A 19924-nucleotide genomic window follows, 5' to 3' on the forward strand; every position below is an offset into this window, starting at 1 on the left:
ACGCCCCGGCCTCCGACGCCTCAGCCGTCAGACGCGGCGGCCGAACAGCAGCTTCCACGGCATCAGCGCCGATTCCAGCTGCACCTTGAGGCTCATCTTCGACGCGCCCTTGGTGCGCTCCTCGAAGCGGATCGGCACCTCGGCGATCGAGATGCCCTGCTTGATCGTGCGGTAGTTCATCTCGACCTGGAACGAGTAGCCGTTGCTGTGGATGGAGGCCACATCGATGGCGCGCAGCGTGTCCGCCTTCCACGCCTTGAATCCCGCGGTCGCGTCCTTGACGCCGAGCCGCAGGATGGCGTTGACGTAGAAGTTCGCCCACGCCGACAGCGCCTTGCGGTACCACTTCCACTCCGCCGCGGTCGAGCCGCCCTCGACGTAGCGTGATCCCAGGACCACACCGGCATCGGAGGTCTCGAGCTTCTCCAGCATCGCCGGAATCACCTCGGCCGGGTGGGAGAGGTCGGCGTCCATCTGGATGACCACGTCGGCGCCCTGGTCGAGGGCCGCGGTGATGCCTGCGATGTAGGCGCGGCCGAGGCCGTCCTTCTCGGTGCGGTGCAGCACACCCACCACCGACGGTAGTTCGGCGGCCAGTTTGTCGGCGACCTCGCCGGTGCCGTCCGGGGAGTTGTCGTCGACGACGAGAACATGCAGATCGGCGACCGGTAGTGCGGTCAGCCGCTCCACCGCCACCGGCAGGTTCTCCCGCTCGTTGTAGGTCGGCACCACCACGGTCACCTTCACAAGTCGCCCTCCACTCGATTCGACCTGACTGCGCGCCCCCGGATCCGGGCACGACGTGCTCTGGAGAACCGTAGCCCACCCACCTGAGAGCACACGAGCGGCTCAGTCTCTCCCGTCGCGGGCATCCTCGCGGGCATTGCGCTCGCGCACGATCTCGAGCGCCCGCTCGGCGGTGGCGCGGTCCGGATACGGCCCCATCCGATCGGCGAACCAGCACCGCTTGCCCTGTTCGGCGCGGTGATGTTTGAGGCAGTAGTACCACTGATCGTCGGAATCGCCCATGCCGATCATCGTCGCATCCGGCGCCCGGCCTGTCAGGTAACCGGTGAATCCGCACGTCGGACTGCCTCGGCCAGGACCGGGCGGCGGCTGTGGCCCTTGACACACCCATGCGTTGAATGTACGTTCATTCATAACAAATGCCAGTTCACTCATCGCGGCGGCGATCCGCTCGCCGACTCGTCGGAGCAGAAGGAAGCGCAATGGATTTCTCGACCTACTCCCAGCTCACGTTCAAACGCCTGGACGACGGCATCCTGCTGATCACCATCGACCGACCGGAGAAATACAACGCCGCCGACGAGCAGATGCACGCCGAGCTGGCCCGGGTGTGGACAGACGTCTCCGCCGATCCCGAAACCCGGGTCGCGGTGATCACCGGCGCCGGAAAGGCGTTCTCCGCAGGCGGAGACCTGGCGATGGTCGAGCGCATGGCCGGCAACCACGAGCGGGTGGCGAACATGCTGCAGGAGATGAGCGACCTGGTCTACAACATGATCAATTGCGAGAAGCCGGTCGTCGCCGCGATCAACGGCGTCGCGGTCGGCGCCGGACTCGTGGTGGCCCTGCTCTCGGACATCTCGATCTGCGCCGAGGACGCCAAGCTCGGCGACGGGCATGTGAAGCTCGGCGTGGCCGCCGGCGATCACGCGGCGATCCTCTGGCCGCTGCTGTCCGGTATGGCCAAGGCCAAGTACTACCTGCTGACCGGCGAGATGGTCGTCGGCGCCGAGGCCGAACGCATCGGCATGGTCACCAGCGCGGTGCCGCGCGAACAGGTGCTCGACGACGCCCTGGCGGTCGCGAACAAACTGGCGGGCGGTTCCCAGCTGGCCATCCGGTGGACGAAGAAGGCGCTCAACAACTGGCTCAAGCAGGCCGGTCCGATCTTCGACCAGTCCGCCGCCTACGAAATGCTCTGCTTCATGGGCCCGGATGTCACCGAGGGCTATACCGCTCTGCGCGAGAAGCGCGCCCCCAACTTCCCCTCCGCCCGCGCGGTCACCGGTAACTGAGGAGCCGAATACGATGAGCGACAACACCATTGCGGTAGTCACCGGAGCCGGATCGGGCATCGGCCGGGCGATCACCCTGGCCCTGGCCGCCCGCGGCGACCGGGTCGTGGCCGCCGATCTGGACCTCGACGCCGCCAAGCGCACCGCCGAACAGCAGTCCGACCGCATCGTCGCGATGAAGGTCGACGTCGCCGATGCCGCCCAGGTGCAGGTCCTGCGTGATCAGGTGCACGCCGAGGTCGGTGTGCCGAACATCCTGGTCAACGCCGCCGGCTGGGATCGCACCGACAAATTCCTCAATGCCACACCGGAATTCGCGCAGAAGGTGGTCGCGATCAATTATCTGGGCCCCGTGCACATGTGCAGCGCGTTCCTGCCGGGCATGGTGGAGGCCGGCGGCGGGCGGGTGGTCAACCTGGCCAGCGACGCCGGACGCGTCGGTAGCTCGGGAGAAACCATCTACGCCGGCGCCAAGGGCGGCGTGATCGCTCTGACCAAATCCCTGGCGCGCGAGATGGCCCGCTATTCGATCACCGTGAACTGCGTCTGCCCCGGCCCGACCGACACCCCGCTGTTCCAGGCCCAGGACGAGAAGTTGAAAGAGGCTCTGATCAAGGCGATTCCGTTCCGCCGCCTCGCCCGGCCGGAGGAGGTCGCCGCCCCCGCCCTGTTCTTCGCCTCCCCCGACGCCTCGTTCATCACCGGTCAGGTGCTCAGCGTCAGCGGTGGACTCACCATGGCCGGCTGAGCGCCGAGCCGACTTCGGAGGACCAGATGTACGACGCCCACGCCTACCGGCAGTACTTCGAACACGATTTCACCTATCTCAACGGTTTCCGGCGCAACGTCCACCGCTACGCCCAGCACCCGGCGATCGAGGATCCGGCGACCGGGACCACCGTCACCTACGCCGAGTTGGGCATGCGGGTCGACCGGCTGGCCACCGGCCTCGCCGACGCCGGTGTCGAGCCGGGTGACGTCGTGGCATATCAGCTGTTCAACGGCGTCGAGTTCGCCGAGCTGTATCTGGCGACGCAGGCCGCCGGTGCCGTCGGCTCGCCGATGAACTTCCGGCTCGCCGCCGGTGAGACGTCCTACATCCTCGCGTCGAACCGTCCCCGGGTCTTCGTCTACGACACCGATCTCACGCCGATGGTGCGAGAAGCGCTGGAGCGCAGCGGGTTCCGTCCCGAACTGCTGGTGGCATCGGGTCCGGGCGAGCCGCTACCGGGCGCGATCCGCTTCGACGAGTTGCCCGCGGCGACGGCGCGGCCGCTCGACGCGCAGCGCACGGTGTGGGACGAGACCACCCGCCTCTACACCTCCGGCACCACCGGGATGCCGAAGGGCGTGCCGCTCAACAGCCTGGTGGAGATCTTCAGCGCGCACGACGTCGTCATGCATTTCCCGATGTCGCCCGAGGACAAGACGCTGAACATGACCCCGTGGTTCCACCGCGGCGGATTGTATTGCGCCGGACCGAATCCCACGTTCTACCTGGGCTCGTCCCTGGTGCCGATGCGCGCCTTCGACGCCGACACCACCCTGGACCACGTGCAGCGCTACGGCCTGACCTTCCTGATCGGCGCGCCGACCAATCTGGCCATGCTCGCCCACGCGCAGGAGGCTCGGCGCCGCGATCTGTCGAGCCTGCGCGGCATCGTCACGATGGGCGCTCCGCTGGAACGCGAGGCGGCGCTGCGCTATCAGAAGGTGTTGAATCCCAACATCTTCAACGGATACGGCAGTACCGAGGGATTCTGGAACACCTTCCTGCGCCCGGCCGATCTGCCGGCCATGGCCGGAACCGCCGGGCGAGCGTGCATCGACGACGACGTGGCGGTGGTGCGGGTCCTCGACGACCGGCTGGCCGAGCCGGAGGAGACCGTCGCCAAGGACGGTACGGAGGTGGGCGAGGTCATCGTCCGCTCCCCCAAGGGCTCGGGCGCCTACGTCGACTCGCCCGAACAGGAGGCCCGCAAGTTCCATCGCGGCTGGTTGTATATCGGTGACCTCGCCACCTGGGACGAGCAGGAATTCGTCACCATCGTCGGACGGAAGGACGACATGCTGCTGTCCGGTGGCGAGAACGTCCATCCCGTCCAGGTCGAGGAGGCGCTCAACGAACATCCCGGCGTAGACGACAGCCTGGTGGTGGGCATACCCGACGAGCGCTGGGGGCAGGTGGTGGTGGCCTACGTGGTCGCCGCCGAACCGGGCGTCGGCGTGGCCGAACTGGACCGGCACTGCCGCACCCATCCCATGCTCTCGGCGTTCAAACGACCACGGGCCTACCGCTTCGTCGATTCGCTGCCGGTGTCGGCCACCGGCAAGAAATTGCACTACAAACTCACCGAGCAGGCCCGCGACGATGCCGCGGCCGGCCTGTTCACCTATCCGGACAAGGAAACCGCATGAGCGCGAAACGTCCCCCCGCATTCGACGCACTCGACCCACTGGCCATCGATTCGCTGCTGACCGAGGACGAACGGGCGGTGCGCGACAGTGTGCGCGGCTTCTGCGCCGAGCACATCACCCCACATATCGCCGACTGGTTCGAAGCGGGCGAGCTGCCCGGCGCGCGCGATCTGGCCCGCGAATTCGGCAGACTCGGCCTGCTCGGCATGCATCTCGAGGGTTACGGATGCAGCGGCGCCTCGGCCGTGCACTACGGTCTGGCCTGTCTGGAACTCGAGGCCTGCGATTCCGGTATCCGCTCCCTGGTCTCGGTCCAGGGCTCGCTGGCCATGTTCTCCATCTGGAACAGCGGTTCGGAGGAACAGAAGCAGCGGTGGCTGCCGGGTATGGCCGCGGGCGAGATCATCGGCTGCTTCGGCCTCACCGAACCGGATGTCGGTTCCGATCCGTCGGCCATGCAGACCCGCGCCAAGCGCGATGGTGACGACTGGATCCTCAACGGCCGCAAGATGTGGATCACCAACGGCTCGATCGCCGATGTCGCGGTGGTGTGGGCCGACACCGACGAGGGCATCCGCGGTTTCATCGTGCCCACCGACACCCAGGGCTTCAGCGCACACACCATCAAGCACAAGTTGTCGCTGCGCGCCTCGATCACCAGCGAACTGGTCCTCGACGACGTGCGCCTGCCCGCCGAGGCGATGATGCCCGAGGGCAGGGGTGTGAAGGCGCCGTTGTCGAGCCTGTCCGAGGCACGCTACGGCATCATCTGGGGTTCGATGGGTGCCGCGCGCTCGGCCTGGCAGGCGGCGCGCGATTATTCGATGCAGCGCAACCAGTTCGGCCGCCCGATCGCCGGATTCCAGCTGACCCAGGCGAAACTCGCCGATATGGCCGTCGAACTGCACAAGGGCCAACTGCTTTCACTGCATCTGGGCCGGCTCAAGGATTCGGTGGGACTGCGTCCCGAACAGGTGAGTTTCGGCAAACTCAACAACACCCGCGAGGCGATCGAGATCTGCCGCACCGCACGAACCATCCTCGGCGGCAACGGGATTTCGCTCGAATATCCGATCATCCGGCACATGGTGAATCTCGAATCCGTGCTCACCTACGAGGGGACGCCGGAGATGCATCAACTCGTGCTCGGCCAGGCCTTCACCGGCCAGAACGCCTTCCGCTGACAAGAGGTCTCATGAACGCACGACTGGAGTACGACTCCGAACACCGCCAATTCCGTTCCGTGGTGCGCGATTTCGTTCGCCAGACGGTCGCGCCGGCCCACGAGGACTGGGAACGGGCCGGCTGCCTGGACCGATCGTTGTTCACCGCGGCGGGCAAGCTGGGACTGCTCGGCTTCCCGGTCCCGGAGCGCTTCGGCGGTCCGGGGGTGGAGGATTTCCGCTACCACGCCATCGTGATCGAGGAGATCACGCGGGCGGGTGCGGCCGCCGCGGGTATCGCGTTCTCTCTGCAGAACGATGTGGTGCTGCCCTATCTGACCGATCTCACAGACGAGGACCAGAAGGCCCGCTGGCTGCCCGGCGTCGTCACCGGCGAGACCGTCCTGGGGATCGCCATGACCGAACCCGGTACCGGTAGCGACCTCACCGGCATTCGCACCACCGCCGTCCGCGACGGCGAGTACTACGTGGTCGACGGCAGTAAGACCTTCATCTCGAACGGGCAGAACGGCGATCTGTTCGTGGTCGCGGTCCGCACCGGCGAGGACAAGCACAAGGGGCTCACGCTGCTGGTCGTCGAGGCCGCCACACCGGGATTCGGCCGCGGCCGCAACCTGGAGAAGATCGGCCTGCACGCCCAGGACACCAGCGAACTGACCTTCACCGAGATGCGGGTGCCGGTGGCGAATCGGCTCGGCGCGGAGGGCGAGGGCTTCTATCAGCTGGTGCGGAATCTGCCGCAGGAGCGGCTGTCGCTCTCGGTCGGCGCGGTCGCGGCGGCCGAGGGCGTACTCGCGCAGACCCTGGACTACGTGCGCGAACGCAAGGCCTTCGGCACCTCGGTCGCGAGCTTCCAGAACACGCGATTCGTGCTCGCGGAGTTGGCGACCGAACTCGATATCGCGCGGACCTTCCTCGACGACTGCCTCGCCGAACACATCACCGGCGGCCTCACCGCGGCCCGCGCCGCCCGGCTGAAATGGTGGACCACCGAATTGCAGATGCGGGTGGCCGACCGCTGTCTGCAACTGCACGGAGGCTATGGCTATATGCGCGAATACGCGGTGTCGCGGGCGTTCGTCGACGCGCGTATTCAGAGCATCTACGGCGGCACGACCGAGATCATGAAGACGATCATCGCGAAGGAGCTGGGCATCTGATTCTCGGTGGACCACTCTAGAGTTGAGTGAACCGTCGTTCATTCGACTGCGCAGATACGGAAGGGTATGCCCGATGGCGAAGCGATCCGCACCGATGGAAATCGAGGAGGCCGTGCGTGCGGTGCGAACCAGTTCGCGCCGGCGCCAACTCCTCAACGCGGCCGTCGCCGTCATGCAGACCACGGGCTTTCATCAGATGTCGATGCAGGCGCTCGCGGATCAGGCCGATGTGAGCGTCGGGCTCATCTACAAGTATTTCGGCGGTAAGGAAGACCTGCTGCTCGCGGCCATCGTCGACATCCTCGACGCCTTCCGCGACGAATTGGATCCGGCCATGGACGCGGTCGGCGACGATCCGGTGGAACGGCTCGTCGCCGGTTTCCGCCACTATGTGGAAATCGTCGACGAGAACCTCGACGCCGTGGTCCTGACCTATCGAGAGAGCCGGACCCTCGATCCCGAAGGCCGCGAACGGATCAAGGAACTCGAGGTCGAAACCTCGGCCCCGCTGCGGGCCGCCGTCGAGGCGGGAATCGCGGCCGGGCTGATGAACGACCTCGATCCGGATCTCGTCGTCTTCAATCTGATGATGCTCGCCCACGCCTGGGCCCTCAAACATTGGCATTTCGCGCCGCGCTACACCGTCGAGCAATACATCCGGGCACAGGTGCGTTTCGTGCTGCCCACATTGCTCGCTCCTGGCGCCGCGGACGAATATCGACATCTCATGGAGTGAATCATCTTGTCGGTCACGCTGTCTCGTACCGGCGCCATCGGCGTCCTCACCCTCGATCGCCCGCCGGTCAACGCCTTCGACGAGGCGCAGGCCGGTGAATTCGCCACGGCGGTGGCCGAACTCGGTACCGACCCCGTCGTGCGTGCGGTCGTGGTGCGCGGTGCGGGAAAGGTGTTCTGCGCGGGCGCCGATATCGCGATGATGGATTCCTGGCGGGAGCTGCCCGACCGCGGACAACGCCTGGAGAAGTTCTGCCTGCTCTTGCAGGACGCGTTCGCCGCCCTGGCGGGCCTGCGAAAACCGACGATCGCGGCGATCGACGGCGCCGCCACCGGCGGTGGCTTCGAACTGGCGCTGGCCTGCGACTTCCGCGTCGCGCGCGGGACGGCCCGGCTCGGCCTGCCCGAGGTGGGGATCGGCCTGCTGCCGGGCGCGGGCGGCACCCAGCGGCTGACGCGCCTGGCCGGGCCGGCCACCGCGTACCGGCTGATTCTCGGCGCGGAGCTGATCGACGGGACGACCGCCGAACGGCTCGGCCTGGTGCACTGGGCCGTCGACGACGCGGCGGCTACGGCGATGACGCTCGCCGAACGCCTGGGCGATCTCCCTGAGGACGCCTACGCCGCCGCCAAACGGTGTATCGACGCGGCGCACACCGGGCAGGGATATGCGCTGGAGCGCACGGAGATCGGCGCACTGCTGCACAGTGCGGAAACCGCCCGCCGCTTGGACGGGTTCGTGTCCCGCTAGGGCGAATTTATCGTGCACATCCGCGCCGGAATGCGCGAAAACCGCGCGAAGCGCCGAGGTTTGCACGATTGGTTCGGCCCGGCCCGAATCCCGCTCGGCCCAGCCGCACTGTGCATAGAGTGCGCACATGAGCAGAACGGGCTCCCTGGTTCGAGTCACGGCCGCCTATGTGGTCGCCGTCGCGGTGGCACTGGTGTGGCTGCTGTGGGGCCCGGGTACCGGACAGCTGTGGCTGGACGGCCTGATCGCCGATCTGATCGCGACGGTCGTGGTCTTCGTCTTCAGCCGGATCTATGAGAATTCCAGCTTCTACGACCCGTACTGGAGCGTGATCCCGCCGCTGCTGGCCTTCTACTGGTGGATCCGCGGCGACGAGCCGTCCGATCCCGCGCGCTGGTGGCTGCTGATGGCCGTCATGCTGGTGTGGGCGGTGCGGCTCACCGCCAACTGGGTGACCACCTTTCCCGGTATGCACCACGAGGATTGGCGCTATCCGATGGTGCGCGGACGCGCGGGCAGATTCGCCTTCGTCGCGGATCTGTTCGGCATTCACGTCTTTCCGACGCTGCAGGTGTTCGCCGGGATGATCCCGGTGTACGTGGTGGCGACGCGCGCCGGCGAACCGTTCGGCGTGCTCGACGTCGTCGCGTTCGTGATCGGTGCGGGTGCGGTGGCGCTGGAAACCGTCGCCGACCTGCAGATGCATCGCTTCGCCGCCACCAAATCTCCCGGCCAGGTCATGGACCGCGGGGTGTGGGCGTGGTCGCGGCATCCGAACTATTTCGGTGAGTGCGGCGTCTGGCTCTCGTTCGGCCTGTTCGGTCTGGCCGCGGCCCCCGGCAGCTGGTGGGTTCTCGCGGGTGTGGTGACGATGGTCGCGATGTTCGTCGGTGTCAGCATTCCGATGATGGAACAGCGCAGTCTCCAGCGGCGTCCCGCGTATCGGGATGTGGTGCACAGGGTTTCGGCCTTCGTACCCCTGCCACCACGACCCCGCGCGCTGTGAGCCGGCCGTCGGTTACGGCACCTGCACGGAGACGAAGCCGGGCGTGTACACGCCGCCGGTGAGAACGATGGCGACGACGGGTCCGCTCCCGGTCGCGACCGTGACGGCCGGCGGAATCCCGTTGAGGCCGTCGGAAAGATGCGCTTCGCCGGATGCGCCCGTGGCGAGGTTCAGCCATCGCACCGGCGCCGAATAGCAGCCCCACCCACGGTCGTTCGCGCCGGTGATGGTGATTTCCCCCGCTCGTGCACCGGTGATGGCCACACAGCGGGCGGGTAGCGAATCGACGCTGCCGTTCGGATTACCGTACGGCGCGGGGTTGATCTGAAACGGAACCGTCTCCGCGGCCGCCGCCCCGGTGCCCGAGCCCAGCAGCACGGCAATCGCGCCGCCCAGAACCATCTTGCGAACCACAGTCATCACCGTGCCTCCTGCGAGCCGACATACACGCCTTGGTTCCCCATCTTAGGGTCGCCCCCGCCCTGACTGGCCCGCGTTCCTGCGTGCATGCCGTCCCTGCGCGGGCAATACTGCTCGGGTGAGCGGCTCCGGAAACGACAGCTCCAACGGCGACGAGATCCCGGCGTGGAAACGGCGCACCGCGGGCGAATCGCGGTGGGCGGCGACGGCGGCGATGGTGGGCATCATCGTGTTGCAGCTGCTGCTGCCACATCATTTCCAGCTGCGGCCGATCTGGCTGCTGCCGCTGCTCGAGGTGCTGCTGCTCATCGTGCTGGTGGTGAGCAGCCCGGTGCGGCTCGACCGGGAGGAGATCTGGCTGCGGTGGTGTGGCCTGGCGATGTCGGCGCTGCTGGGGATCGCCACCGCATGGTCGGTGTTCCGGCTCGTCGCCGGGCTCATCGACGGCACCCTCAGCAACGATCCCCCGGTGCTGCTCGGTTCCGGCGCGGCGATCTGGCTGACCAATGTCACCGTATTCGCGCTCTGGTATTGGGAATTCGATCGCGGCGGGCCGGCTGCCCGGGCGCACGCCCGTGAACCGCTCCCGGACTTTCTGTTCGTGCAGATGCAGAACCGCGACCTGGCGCCCGCCGACTGGGAACCGGAATTCCTCGACTACCTCTACCTGTCGTTCACCAACGCCACCGCCTTCAGCCCCACCGATGTGATGCCGATGACGCGCTGGGCCAAGACGCTGATGATGGCCGAATCCGCGCTATCGCTGATCACCGCGGCCCTGGTCATCGCGCGGGCGGTCAACGTGTTGAAGTGATCGGACAGGGCTTGCGCACCGAGGTGCCTCGACCCCTACCCGCGCCTCCACTCGGCGAGTGCGAGCTGTGCCGCATTGGCGCCGCACATTCCGTGTGCCCCCGGCCCGGGTGGGGTTGCCGCCGAACAGATGTACATGCCGGGAACACCGAGGCTGTAGGGGGACAACGTGGTTCGCGGCCCGAACATCAGCTGGCGAATGTCCTTGGCGCCGGTCATGATGTCGCCGCCGGCGTAGTTCGGGTTGTAGACGGCCATCTCCGTCGTCGAGCGAACCGCCTGTCCCACAATACGTTCCCGGAACCCGGGCGCGAACCGCTCGATCTGCGCGATGATCGCCTCGGTCGCGTCGCCGGTGAAGCCGTTGGGGACGTGCGCATAACTCCACACCGGGTGCACATTGCCCACCGAGCGCTGCGGATCGGCCAGGTACTGCTGGCCGACCAGGACGAACGGACGCTCGGGCATGCGACCGGCATGGATCTCGCGTTCGGTCGCGGCCAGCTCACCGTAGGTCCCGGCGAGGTGGACGGTTCCGGCACGGCGGGCCCGGGGATCGGTCCACGGCACTCCGTCCGCCACCGCGAAATCCACCTTGAAGGCGCCGGGGCCGCGACGGAAGCGGCCGAACGCCTTACGGACTCGGCCCGGCAGCCGGTCCCCGAGAATGCGGCCGACGGCGTCGGGCGCCAGGTCGAAGATAGTGATGTCGGCCGGGGCCAGCTGTGCGGCCGACTCGATCCGCACTCCGGTCTCGATCTTTCCGCCCAGCTCCGTCAGCAGCGCCGCCATCGCATCGCTGATCGCCTGCGATCCGCCGGCGGCGACCGCCCAGCCGTGCCGATGCCCGGCCGTGAGGATTCCGAGTCCGATGGCCGAGGTGAGTGGCTGATGCAACGGCCGGAAGGCATGCGCCGCAACACCTCCGAACAACGCTCGCGCCTGCTCGGTCCGGAACAACCGGGCAAAGGTGGAGCCGGGTAACAGCGTCGGCATCCCGAACCGGGCCAGCGTCAAGGGATGGTGCGGCAGGCGCAGCAGCGGGCGCATGATGTCCTCGCTCAGCGCGTCGTATCGCCGCACCGGGCGTTCGAATGCCAGGCGCCAGCGCGAGCCGTCGCGACCGAGCGCGGCCGCGGTCTGCTCGACCGAGCGGTACAGCACGCCGGCGCTGCCGTCGTCGAGCGGATGCACACAGTCGATCTCGGCCAGCCGCCAGGTGAGCCCGTAGCGGTCCAGGCCCAGGCTCGTCAGGAACGGGGATCCGACGGCCATCGGGTGGATGGCCGAGCAGTGGTCGTGCAGCAGACCGGGAACGATCGCCTCGCCGCTGCGCGTGCCGCCGCCGATCCGCTCGGCCGCCTCGAGCACGGTGACCTCGACGCCTTCGGAGGCGAGGGCGACGGCGGCGGCGAGCCCGTTGGGCCCGCCGCCGACCACCAGTGCGGTTGTCACGCCACCACTCCGAAATCGTCCTGCGTGGGTTCGATCCGCGCTGCGGCGGCACGAGTCCAGGTGGGCTGCAGGGGAATCGGCCCGTTCGGCAGCCAGGGCTGCGCGGCGACCGCGTCCGCGACCCGCCAGGTGCCGCGTTCGATCACGCCCAGCGCGGCGTCGATCAGCTTGTAGTGCTGCACGCCGCTGCCGAACGCCTCCGATTCCACCCAGGCGACCACACATTCGCCGGGTTCGAAGCGAGCCTCGTCCTGCACCGCGTGGATCATCTCCTCGTCGTGGAAGTGGCCGTCACCGAAATTGAACCCCACGATCGAGTTGCAGAGGAACTCCCCCTCCCGGACCGTGCGCGAATCGATATCGGGCAGCCGCGCGATCAGCAGCGAGAACAGGCCGCGGCCCTGGCTGTGCAGGGTGCGCCAGGCGATCGTCTTCTGCAGGGTGATCTCCGCCCACTGCGGTTCGTAACCGAATTCGATGAACTGATCGATCTGATTGCCGGCCGAGCGGGTCACCCGGTTCAGCTTCTCCTCGGCGCCCGGGGTGAACGTCCACACCGCCGAGGCCCAGTTGCCCGCGTACTGCCGCATCGACGGCAGGAACGACACCTTGTCGGGCCGCAGGTTGCCGAGCACCGGGAAGAACAGCAGCGCGGCGACCACCGGGACGACCAGCCACACCGGCGACATGTCCCACACGGCGTATCCGTTCCGGGCCGGGAATCCGAGGAACAGGAAAACGGTGGCATAGGCGAACAGCACGTTCCATTCCAGCGGCACGGCCAGCGGGAAGGTGGACACGATGAAGAGGTGGAAGATCACCATGATCAGCACCGCGATCAGCGTCACCCACTTGTTCGTGGAGAACAGCAGCACCAGCGGAACCAGCATCTCCACACAGGTGCCGTTGACGTGGGCCATGAAATGCGCGATGCCGGACGGACGCATATCGCGCGGGAAGTCCTTGTAGTGCGCGCGTTTCACCGACTTGAACGGCACCGACGGGCTGTTGGACACCATCGGCGGCACCACGTTGGAGAAATGCTTGCCGAGTTTGGAGAATCCGGCGCCCACCCAGACGACCACGATCAGCAGTTTCAACGCGACGATCATATTCACGAACGGGAACACCGTGAACGCGATCAGCGCCGGTAGATACTGCTCGCCGCGGGCGCCGAGGAAGACGACCTTGTCGCGCAATCCGTTGAGAATCAGCAGCACGATCGGCGCGAGCAGCGCGGCGGGAGCGATGAGCCCGGACGCGTTGTCCGGCAGTACCGCCGCGAGCGAATCACTGTGCGCGCCGGGCAGAGCCAGCGCGAGCACCAGACTCGCCAGCAGGGCCAGATACAGGGTTACGTCGAACCAGGTGCGGCGATCACCGCCGGTGCCGGGCACCCACGCCCACGGGCGTTGCCGGATGGTACCGGGCCGGGCCCAGAACAGGATGCCACCGGTCATCGGTTTCACCTTGCCGGCCAACGGCCCCCACGAACCGGCGAGACCGACGACTTCCAGCAGCACGGTCCAGACGACCGCCTTCTGATAGACGATCGGCTGATTCCACCATTCGGCGACATGCCAGAACGCCGGGAGGCCGGAAGTCAGTGTGGCCACCGTGATTCCGCCGATCGCGTAGAGCACGATCAGTTTGAGGATGTAGACGCAATGCACCATCTTCGGTGAGCCGAAGCCGTTTTCGGCCCAATCGGCGCCGAGGATACGCATGCGCTCCATCAGCGGTTTCTGCAGGAACGTGTCCGGATCGACTGCCGGCAGATCCGGCTTGGTGAATCCCATCGGAATATCTCCTTCTCGTGGGGCGGATCAGGCGGTGGGCGCGCGGCGCAGCGACGGTTTGTCGAGTTTGCCGACGGCGTTCTTGGGCAGGTCGTCGAGGAAGGTGATCGCCACCGGCAGTTTGTATTTCGACAAATTCCGCCGGGTATGGGCGAGCACCTGTTCGGCGGTGAGGGTGGCGCCGGAGTTCAGGGCGAGGAACAGCACCGGCTCCTCGCCGTAGAGCTCGCTGGCCCGGCCGACCACCGCGGCCTCGGCGACCTCGGGCAGCTGGTAGACGACGCTCTCGATCTCCTTGGGATAGATGTTCTCGCCGCCGCGGATGATCATGTCCTTGGCGCGGTCCACCAGGACGAGGTAACCGTCCTCGTCGATGCGGCCGATATCGCCGGTGTACAGCCAGCCGTCGATGATCGTCCGGGCGGTGTCCTCCGGCCGATTCAGATAGCCGCGCATGACATTCGGTCCCTGGATCAGCACCTCGCCCGCGGCACCGTCGGCGACCGGATTGCCGTCGGGGTCGGCGATGCGAATCGTCTGGCCCGGCAGCGGAAGACCGACCGTGCCCGGCTTGCGGCGGCCGCGCAGGGGATTGACGACGCTCGCGCAGGTGCCCTCGGAGAGGCCGTAGCCCTCGACGATCGGTATGCCGTAACGGTTTTCGAACTTCACCAGCAGTTCGGCACTGGCGGGGGCGGCGCCGCAGACCGCGAACCGCACCGCCGAGGTATCCGGAGCGACGTCCGGCGGCAGATCGGCCAGCATCGTATAGATGGTCGGCACCGCGGAGAAGTAGGTGGCGCGACTGCGCTCGAGCCGGTCGAAGAACGCGTTCGGGCTGAACCGTCCCGCGATCGTGGTGCGCCCGCCGGCGAGCAGCGGCGCCAGCGTGCTCACCACGATGCCGTTGACATGGAACAGCGGCAATACCAGCAGGCTGTGGTCGGCGGCCGTGAGTTCGAACGCGCCGATCACCATGGCGCACATGGCGTTCAGGTTCGCGTGATCGAGCATGACGCCCTTGGGCCGCCCGGTGGTCCCGCTGGTGTAGACGAGCAGGGCCAGCGCGTCATCGCGAGTTTCGGGGGCGATAGCGGCGGGCGGCCGCGCGGTGAGCTCGGCAGGGGTGAGGACCGTGGCACCGATATCCATCGGCCGATCGGTGACCAGCACCTCGGCCCCGGCATCGGCGACCTGATAACCGGCCTCGGCCGGAACCAGCGACGGATTGATCGGCGTCACCGCGGCGCCCAGACGCCACGCGGCGAACAGGGAAACCACCAGCGCCACGGTGTTGGGCAACATCACCGCGACGACATCGCCGGAGGAAACTCCGTGCGCGGCAAGGGCAGTGGCCGCGCGCCGTACCGCATCGGCGAACTCGGCGTTGGTCAGCTCGACCTGATCGTCGGCCACACAGGGCCCGCCGGGGTCGTGCCGGCTGCGCAGGTCGGGTAACTCGGAAAGGTGCATGGACGGTCCTGAATCCTCGGTCTCGAACGAATACGTCAACCGTAGGAATTAGTGAGCTGCACCACACCGTCACGTGTGAACGAATTACTCCGGAAGTCTCGTCTTCGCGAGACAAAGAATCTGCGCGGCGGTGCCCGGGTGGTGGGGTGTCCACCTGAACTTTCCGTGCAAGCCTCCGCGACAATGCGAGAAAACGCGCAGGATCGGCGAGCTGTGCACGATCAGTTCACCCACATCGGTGCGCGTTCGCGGGCTCAGCGCATGAGCACCGATGTGCCGTACCACTGGCACACCAGCAGCGCGATCTCCACATCGAGCCGGTCGTCGGCGATCGGTCGCCCGCGCCGGGAGACCGCGCGGCTCACCCGGTATTTCACCGAGTTGTAGTGCAGATCCAGTTCCTGCGCCGCCGCCTTGTAGCTGGATCCGGTGCGCAGGAACACACGCAGGGTGTCGCGCAGCCGGGCATCGCTCGCGGTGTCGGTCGCCAGCGGTCCGAGGACGTCGGCGACCCAGTCCCGGACGGCTGCGGGGTTCTCGCCGAGCAGTGCGGCCGCGGTCAAGCCGGGATCAGTGGCCGCCACGACCTTGTCCGCCGCCCCACTCCGGGCCGCCACCGTGCGGGCCCGCTGGGCCTGTCGATGCGAGCGGCGGAACCCCTCGACTCCCACCCCCACGGCGCCGATCGCGATGTGCGGTGCGTCCGGCCGGGTGGCGGCGAACCGGCGGATCCGCGCGGCCGGATCATCGGGATCCGAGGTGTACGGCAGCCAGACCCATCCGCTGGTGCGATCGGCCGCGGCGAACAGCGGGGCGGCAGCCACATCGACCGCGCCGGCCAGTTCCCGGACGAATCGCTGCAACCGCGCCAGGCCGTCGCTGTCGGAGTCGGGGTCCGGATACCAGAGCACCATCGCCACGTGATGCCGGCGCAGCGGATACCGGATCGCGGCGGTGGCATCGTCGACGTCGACGGCGGTGTCCTGGGCCAGCACCTCCCGGACCCGCATGGCGCGCACGCTGTTCCGGTTCTCCAGCCACCGTTCGCGCTCCTCCTCGTAGACCGCGACCACCTGCTGTGAGATCCAGTCGATATAGGCGAACAGCACATCGGTGATCTCCTCGATCACCGCGATCCGGGTGGTCGGTTCCATATCGATGGCGTGCAGCTCCGCGAAGACCAGCTCGGTCAACCGCCGCTGCCCCAGCCGATATGCCCGCACCAGCGCATTCACCGGCACCCCGTGCTGCGCGAGCCGCCGGGCGTATTCGAGCGCGGCGGTCGGCGCGGTGATCCGCTCCACCGCGATCCCGTGCCGCAGCGCATGCAGAATCGTGTCGACATTCCCCTCGACACTCGCCCCCAGCAGCTCCACCGTCCGCGCATCCCCCCGCAACTCCGGAATGAGCTGCTCGAGCGCATCCTTGATCAGCGAACTGACCCCGGTCACCTGCTCGTTCAACCGCGCGGCGATCCGAGCGACATATTCGCCCGACCCGACGTCACCATCCCGCGCCTTCACCACACCACGGACGGTAGGCCCCCAACCCCACCCCCACCCCCGTTCCGGACAGATTTCGTCTCCCCGAGACGAACGAACGGTCCATATCTATCCCGGCGGGCCGAGAGACATCGTCTATCCCGGCAGCCGGTTCGCCTGACCCTCGGTGATCCCGGACACGAAAAATCCCCCCGACCGCAGGTCGAGGGGATTTGAAAGTGGCCAAGGCCGGGATCGAACCGGCGACCTTCCGCTTTTCAGTCAGGTGAATATCCGCAGGTCAGAGACGAGTTTTCCAGCCGCATGCGATACATGTGCAACTCCGGTCAGTGCTTCACGACGATGGTTCGGGGCAGGTCGATAGCGTTTCCGCGGGCAGCCAACCGGCTCAATTCGGCCGCAACTTCCTTGTCTCGGCCGTCGACAGCATGCAGGTACCGGACCGCTGCCGCCGTCGAGGCGTGACCCAGCCGCTTCTTGAGATCGGCGAGGGTCGCGCCGGTGCTGGCAGCCAAGGTCTGTCCGGTGTGGCGCAGATCGTGAAAGCTGACATCCACACCCACGCGATTGCGCGCACGGACGAACGCCTGATAGACCGCGTTTCCCCGCATGCGCTCACCGTCCCGGCCGACGAACAGCCACGTCTCACCCGCCCAGTTCTCCAGGTGGTCGACCAAATACGGACGCAGGTGCGGTGGGATGGAGACCGCCCTTTTGCCGGCATCGGTTTTCGGGTCCTTGTCGAATGCCTGCCCCGTCTCGAGCAGTTCTTCGCGGGTTCGCCGGACCCACACCTGATTTGCCGAAAGATCGAGATCGATCCGGGCCAGTCCGATCACTTCCCCGCGGCGCAGACCGCACCATGCAGCCAGAAGCACCGCCGCGCGGTATCGCGGGGTGATCTTGTCCACCAGTTCGGCGACCTCCGCCGTCGTTGCGATGGTTCGCTCTTTGGCCCGATCCGAACCCGCGCCCTTGATCGTGCACGGATTTGCCGAAATGGCGTTGTCCCGCTTGGCCTGGTTCATCACGGTTCGCAGGAACCGATAGGACTGAGCGATGGACGTTTTGCCGCCCTTGCCGGCCAATGCCTTGGCGTACCACTCCCGAACCACAGGGGGAGTGATCGCAACCAACGGCCGGTCCAGCAGATCGACCATGTGGAGCCGCATATTCCGCCGACACGTCTCCGCCCAGCGACGCCCTACGTCGGGGTTGTCCCGCAGGTACGCGTTGGCGTAATCCTCGAACCGCTGCCGCCCCAACTTCTCATCGAGCCAAGCACCCCGGCTGATGTCGGCCTCCACCGCGACCAACCAGCGATCCGCATCTGTCTTGGTGCGAAACGTCTGGGGTGCTGGCTGCCGCTTGCCATTCGGGCCGATGAACGACGCTTGATACCTCCCGGACGGCAGCTTGCGAACGAAGCCGAAACGACGACGACCGGCCATCAGGCCACCGCCTTGCCGCCGTGCCACTGTACCGAGACCGGATCGACTCGGCCGGCTTGTGCGAACTCTTCGAGATCGGAGATCTTGAACCGCACATGTCCGCCGATCTTGTAGAAGACCACCCGACGCTCTGCGACGAGACGACGAACGAATCGAACCCCGGTGCCGAGGTAGAGCGCAGCTCCCTCGACATCCACGTATCTCCCTTTGACCTCCATCACCGGTCCCCTTCCTATGCTGCGATCTGGATTGCCGAATGTTGTTGTTCGCCTGGTGGACTGGCTGCCAGGCGGGCAGTTTCGTATTGAGCGCGCCATCTGATCCTTTGGGCAATGCGCGCCATGATCAGGTGCTCTCGCGGTGGCACGCTCTTGTCCCCCGGCTCAACCGGTTTCACGATCAGCCGCGACGGGTCCGGGCGCTCGATACCAACCGAGGCGAGAATTTGACGAACAAACTCCGCACGGTCGGCCTTGTGATCCGGGAGGGTCTTGCCGGTCCAGCGACGCGACACCAGCACCCGACGTCCACGCAGGCCGAGAGTTTCGCGGCGATGGGCTTTGCCCTTGCAGCGGCCGGGCTGGGTCTTGTCGCTGGCGCCCTTCGGGGTGATCCCGTAGCGCAGCCAGATCGGGCAGTTCGGCGAGCACGGAACCTTCTGAAGTTCCGCATGTAGCCGCTCGTAATGCTCTGCCGCCCGATCGGTCTGAGGCTCGATCACCTCAGCGATGGACTTGGTCAGGTACTTGGTCAGGTAGCCGACGTGGCGGGAAGCCTCCTCGGTGCCACCCAGCACACCCTTGACGTCCTTCGGGTCGATCTGTTCGCCGAAGCGCACCACATGCGCGGGTTCGAGGTCGTCCACGGTGTCGAGGACGTCCATTGCCTCTTCCCACGTCGCCAGCGGTTCGGCGGTGTCGGGATCGACGAATCGGCCGGCCGAATAGTCCCAGACCGGCATACGGCCATCGGTGTACTGCTCGTTCTCCGGATCGAAGTGCGGCCACCACACCTGGTGATACGTCGCCGCAGCGATCTGCTGAATCAGCACCCGAGGGTCGGTGCCACGAACGGCCATGTGAATGTGGGGAGCACCGCGGCGTTGGGGTTCCACGGTGGCGAAGTACTGGATATCGCGGCCGGTGGCGCGCCGGTAGTTCTGGACGAACCGATCGAACAGGGCCGGGAAGAACACGATGTCACGGGCGGCGCGCCGGTAGTCGTAGGTGTGCGGGTGGCGCGGTGATCCGTCACCGCAGGGCTTGCCCTTGCTGTTGATCGCACCGTCATCGTTCATGCGCCCGTAGCTGGGCATGGTCAGCGTGATGAACATCGAGGGCCGGTACTTGCCCGCGTATTGGCGGCCGATGGTCTTCTTGTCGATCTTCTTGCGGGGCAGGTCCGGGACGTCCTGACGGCGGCGGGTCGACCGTTTGCGCTCCGATTTCGGCTCGGGATCCAGCGCCGGAAGACGCCCGCGCACACCGGTCTCCCGCAGCTCCGCATCCAGATCGGCCACCACTTCCCGGATGCTGGTCATATCGTCGTGATCGTCGCGGGCCTTCGCGTCCTGGTAGAGATCCATCAGGCTCGCGCGAGCCTCCACGAGTGCGAGCTGTTGCTCGGTCGGGTCGCGTTTCTCGTCTACAGGTTCGGTCTCGATGTGCCAGCCTTCGTGGGCCTGCTGCATCCGCAGAGCGCGAGCCCGAGCCGCA

The 19924-nt window shown here is 66.8% G+C and carries 19 protein-coding genes; 9 read left to right on the plus strand and 10 right to left on the minus strand.

What is annotated here, in order from left to right:
• Positions 1 to 27: 27 nt before the first annotated feature.
• Complete coding sequence (locus AC5592_RS31395; RefSeq protein WP_036497947.1) at positions 28 to 729, minus strand: polyprenol monophosphomannose synthase; 702 nt, start codon at positions 727 to 729, stop codon at positions 28 to 30.
• A gap of 120 nt (positions 730 to 849) precedes the next feature.
• Positions 850 to 1029 (minus strand): hypothetical protein, encoded by a 180-nt coding sequence (locus tag AC5592_RS31400; RefSeq protein WP_036497946.1) that lies wholly within the window; start codon positions 1027 to 1029, stop codon positions 850 to 852.
• A gap of 200 nt (positions 1030 to 1229) precedes the next feature.
• Between AC5592_RS31400 and AC5592_RS31405 the strand changes: the two genes are divergently transcribed.
• From AC5592_RS31405 to AC5592_RS31440, 8 genes are all read left to right on the plus strand, one after another.
• Complete coding sequence (locus AC5592_RS31405; RefSeq protein WP_036497898.1) at positions 1230 to 2042, plus strand: enoyl-CoA hydratase/isomerase family protein; 813 nt, start codon at positions 1230 to 1232, stop codon at positions 2040 to 2042.
• A gap of 13 nt (positions 2043 to 2055) precedes the next feature.
• Positions 2056 to 2790 carry an SDR family NAD(P)-dependent oxidoreductase gene (locus AC5592_RS31410; RefSeq protein ID WP_036497896.1) on the plus strand — a complete coding sequence of 245 codons (735 nt, stop codon included), beginning with the start codon at positions 2056 to 2058 and terminating at the stop codon, positions 2788 to 2790.
• A gap of 26 nt (positions 2791 to 2816) precedes the next feature.
• On the plus strand, positions 2817 to 4460 hold the full coding sequence (locus AC5592_RS31415; protein ID WP_063066265.1) for a class I adenylate-forming enzyme family protein: 1644 nt from the start codon (positions 2817 to 2819) through the stop codon (positions 4458 to 4460).
• Entirely contained in the window at positions 4457 to 5644 is a 1188-nt protein-coding gene (locus AC5592_RS31420; RefSeq protein WP_063066266.1) for an acyl-CoA dehydrogenase, read from the plus strand. Before AC5592_RS31415 ends, AC5592_RS31420 begins: the two co-directional genes overlap by 4 nt.
• A gap of 11 nt (positions 5645 to 5655) precedes the next feature.
• Complete coding sequence (locus tag AC5592_RS31425) at positions 5656 to 6804, plus strand: acyl-CoA dehydrogenase family protein (RefSeq protein ID WP_063066267.1); 1149 nt, start codon at positions 5656 to 5658, stop codon at positions 6802 to 6804.
• A 73-nt stretch (positions 6805 to 6877) separates the two neighbouring features.
• Positions 6878 to 7540, plus strand: coding sequence for a TetR/AcrR family transcriptional regulator (locus AC5592_RS31430; protein ID WP_036497887.1), 663 nt, complete (start codon positions 6878 to 6880; stop codon positions 7538 to 7540).
• A 6-nt stretch (positions 7541 to 7546) separates the two neighbouring features.
• Complete coding sequence (locus AC5592_RS31435; RefSeq protein ID WP_063066268.1) at positions 7547 to 8290, plus strand: enoyl-CoA hydratase/isomerase family protein; 744 nt, start codon at positions 7547 to 7549, stop codon at positions 8288 to 8290.
• 127 nt (positions 8291 to 8417) lie between these two features.
• The gene (locus tag AC5592_RS31440; protein WP_084507469.1) at positions 8418 to 9296 is read left to right on the plus strand and encodes a DUF1295 domain-containing protein; all 879 of its coding nucleotides are present in this window, start codon (positions 8418 to 8420) and stop codon (positions 9294 to 9296) included.
• A gap of 12 nt (positions 9297 to 9308) precedes the next feature.
• On the opposite strand, the gene AC5592_RS31445 is transcribed toward AC5592_RS31440, so the two are convergent.
• The gene (locus tag AC5592_RS31445; protein WP_036497874.1) at positions 9309 to 9716 is read right to left on the minus strand and encodes a hypothetical protein; all 408 of its coding nucleotides are present in this window, start codon (positions 9714 to 9716) and stop codon (positions 9309 to 9311) included.
• A gap of 118 nt (positions 9717 to 9834) precedes the next feature.
• On the opposite strand from AC5592_RS31445, the gene AC5592_RS31450 reads away from it, so the two are divergent.
• On the plus strand, positions 9835 to 10530 hold the full coding sequence (locus AC5592_RS31450; protein WP_036497873.1) for a DUF1345 domain-containing protein: 696 nt from the start codon (positions 9835 to 9837) through the stop codon (positions 10528 to 10530).
• A 35-nt stretch (positions 10531 to 10565) separates the two neighbouring features.
• Here AC5592_RS31450 and AC5592_RS31455 read toward each other — a convergent pair whose 3' ends face one another.
• From AC5592_RS31455 to AC5592_RS31485, 7 genes are all read right to left on the minus strand, one after another.
• On the minus strand, positions 10566 to 11984 hold the full coding sequence (locus AC5592_RS31455; RefSeq protein ID WP_063066269.1) for a phytoene desaturase family protein: 1419 nt from the start codon (positions 11982 to 11984) through the stop codon (positions 10566 to 10568).
• A complete protein-coding gene (locus tag AC5592_RS31460) occupies positions 11981 to 13783 on the minus strand; it encodes a DUF3556 domain-containing protein (RefSeq protein ID WP_063066270.1) in 1803 nt (600 codons plus the stop codon). The genes AC5592_RS31455 and AC5592_RS31460 overlap by 4 nt, the downstream gene beginning before the upstream one ends.
• A 27-nt stretch (positions 13784 to 13810) precedes the next feature.
• The gene (locus AC5592_RS31465; protein ID WP_063066271.1) at positions 13811 to 15256 is read right to left on the minus strand and encodes a class I adenylate-forming enzyme family protein; all 1446 of its coding nucleotides are present in this window, start codon (positions 15254 to 15256) and stop codon (positions 13811 to 13813) included.
• A 254-nt stretch (positions 15257 to 15510) separates the two neighbouring features.
• Positions 15511 to 16779 (minus strand): PucR family transcriptional regulator, encoded by a 1269-nt coding sequence (locus AC5592_RS31470; protein WP_051024211.1) that lies wholly within the window; start codon positions 16777 to 16779, stop codon positions 15511 to 15513.
• Positions 16780 to 17084: 305 nt separating this feature from the next.
• A complete protein-coding gene (locus AC5592_RS31475; RefSeq protein ID WP_063066279.1) occupies positions 17085 to 18209 on the minus strand; it encodes a site-specific integrase in 1125 nt (374 codons plus the stop codon).
• Positions 18209 to 18406 carry a helix-turn-helix domain-containing protein gene (locus AC5592_RS31480; protein ID WP_232329635.1) on the minus strand — a complete coding sequence of 66 codons (198 nt, stop codon included), beginning with the start codon at positions 18404 to 18406 and terminating at the stop codon, positions 18209 to 18211. The genes AC5592_RS31475 and AC5592_RS31480 overlap by 1 nt, the downstream gene beginning before the upstream one ends.
• A gap of 35 nt (positions 18407 to 18441) precedes the next feature.
• Positions 18442 to 19924 (minus strand): replication initiator (locus AC5592_RS31485; protein WP_371507556.1); only part of this gene is annotated, 1483 nt, incomplete at its 5' end.

It is taken from the genome of Nocardia violaceofusca NBRC 14427 (assembly GCF_963869435.1).
Lineage (GTDB): Bacteria > Actinomycetota > Actinomycetes > Mycobacteriales > Mycobacteriaceae > Nocardia > Nocardia aobensis.

Coding starts and splice junctions, on each gene's coding strand:
- AC5592_RS31400 (WP_036497946.1), bottom strand. CDS start 1,029: ATGGGCGATTCCGACGATCAGTGGTACTACTGCCTCAAACATCACCGC.
- AC5592_RS31405 (WP_036497898.1), top strand. CDS start 1,230: ATGGATTTCTCGACCTACTCCCAGCTCACGTTCAAACGCCTGGACGAC.
- AC5592_RS31410 (WP_036497896.1), top strand. CDS start 2,056: ATGAGCGACAACACCATTGCGGTAGTCACCGGAGCCGGATCGGGCATC.
- AC5592_RS31415 (WP_063066265.1), top strand. CDS start 2,817: ATGTACGACGCCCACGCCTACCGGCAGTACTTCGAACACGATTTCACC.
- AC5592_RS31420 (WP_063066266.1), top strand. CDS start 4,457: ATGAGCGCGAAACGTCCCCCCGCATTCGACGCACTCGACCCACTGGCC.
- AC5592_RS31425 (WP_063066267.1), top strand. CDS start 5,656: ATGAACGCACGACTGGAGTACGACTCCGAACACCGCCAATTCCGTTCC.
- AC5592_RS31430 (WP_036497887.1), top strand. CDS start 6,878: ATGGCGAAGCGATCCGCACCGATGGAAATCGAGGAGGCCGTGCGTGCG.
- AC5592_RS31440 (WP_084507469.1), top strand. CDS start 8,418: ATGAGCAGAACGGGCTCCCTGGTTCGAGTCACGGCCGCCTATGTGGTC.
- AC5592_RS31445 (WP_036497874.1), bottom strand. CDS start 9,716: ATGACTGTGGTTCGCAAGATGGTTCTGGGCGGCGCGATTGCCGTGCTG.
- AC5592_RS31460 (WP_063066270.1), bottom strand. CDS start 13,783: ATGGGATTCACCAAGCCGGATCTGCCGGCAGTCGATCCGGACACGTTC.
- AC5592_RS31465 (WP_063066271.1), bottom strand. CDS start 15,256: ATGCACCTTTCCGAGTTACCCGACCTGCGCAGCCGGCACGACCCCGGC.
- AC5592_RS31475 (WP_063066279.1), bottom strand. CDS start 18,209: ATGGCCGGTCGTCGTCGTTTCGGCTTCGTTCGCAAGCTGCCGTCCGGG.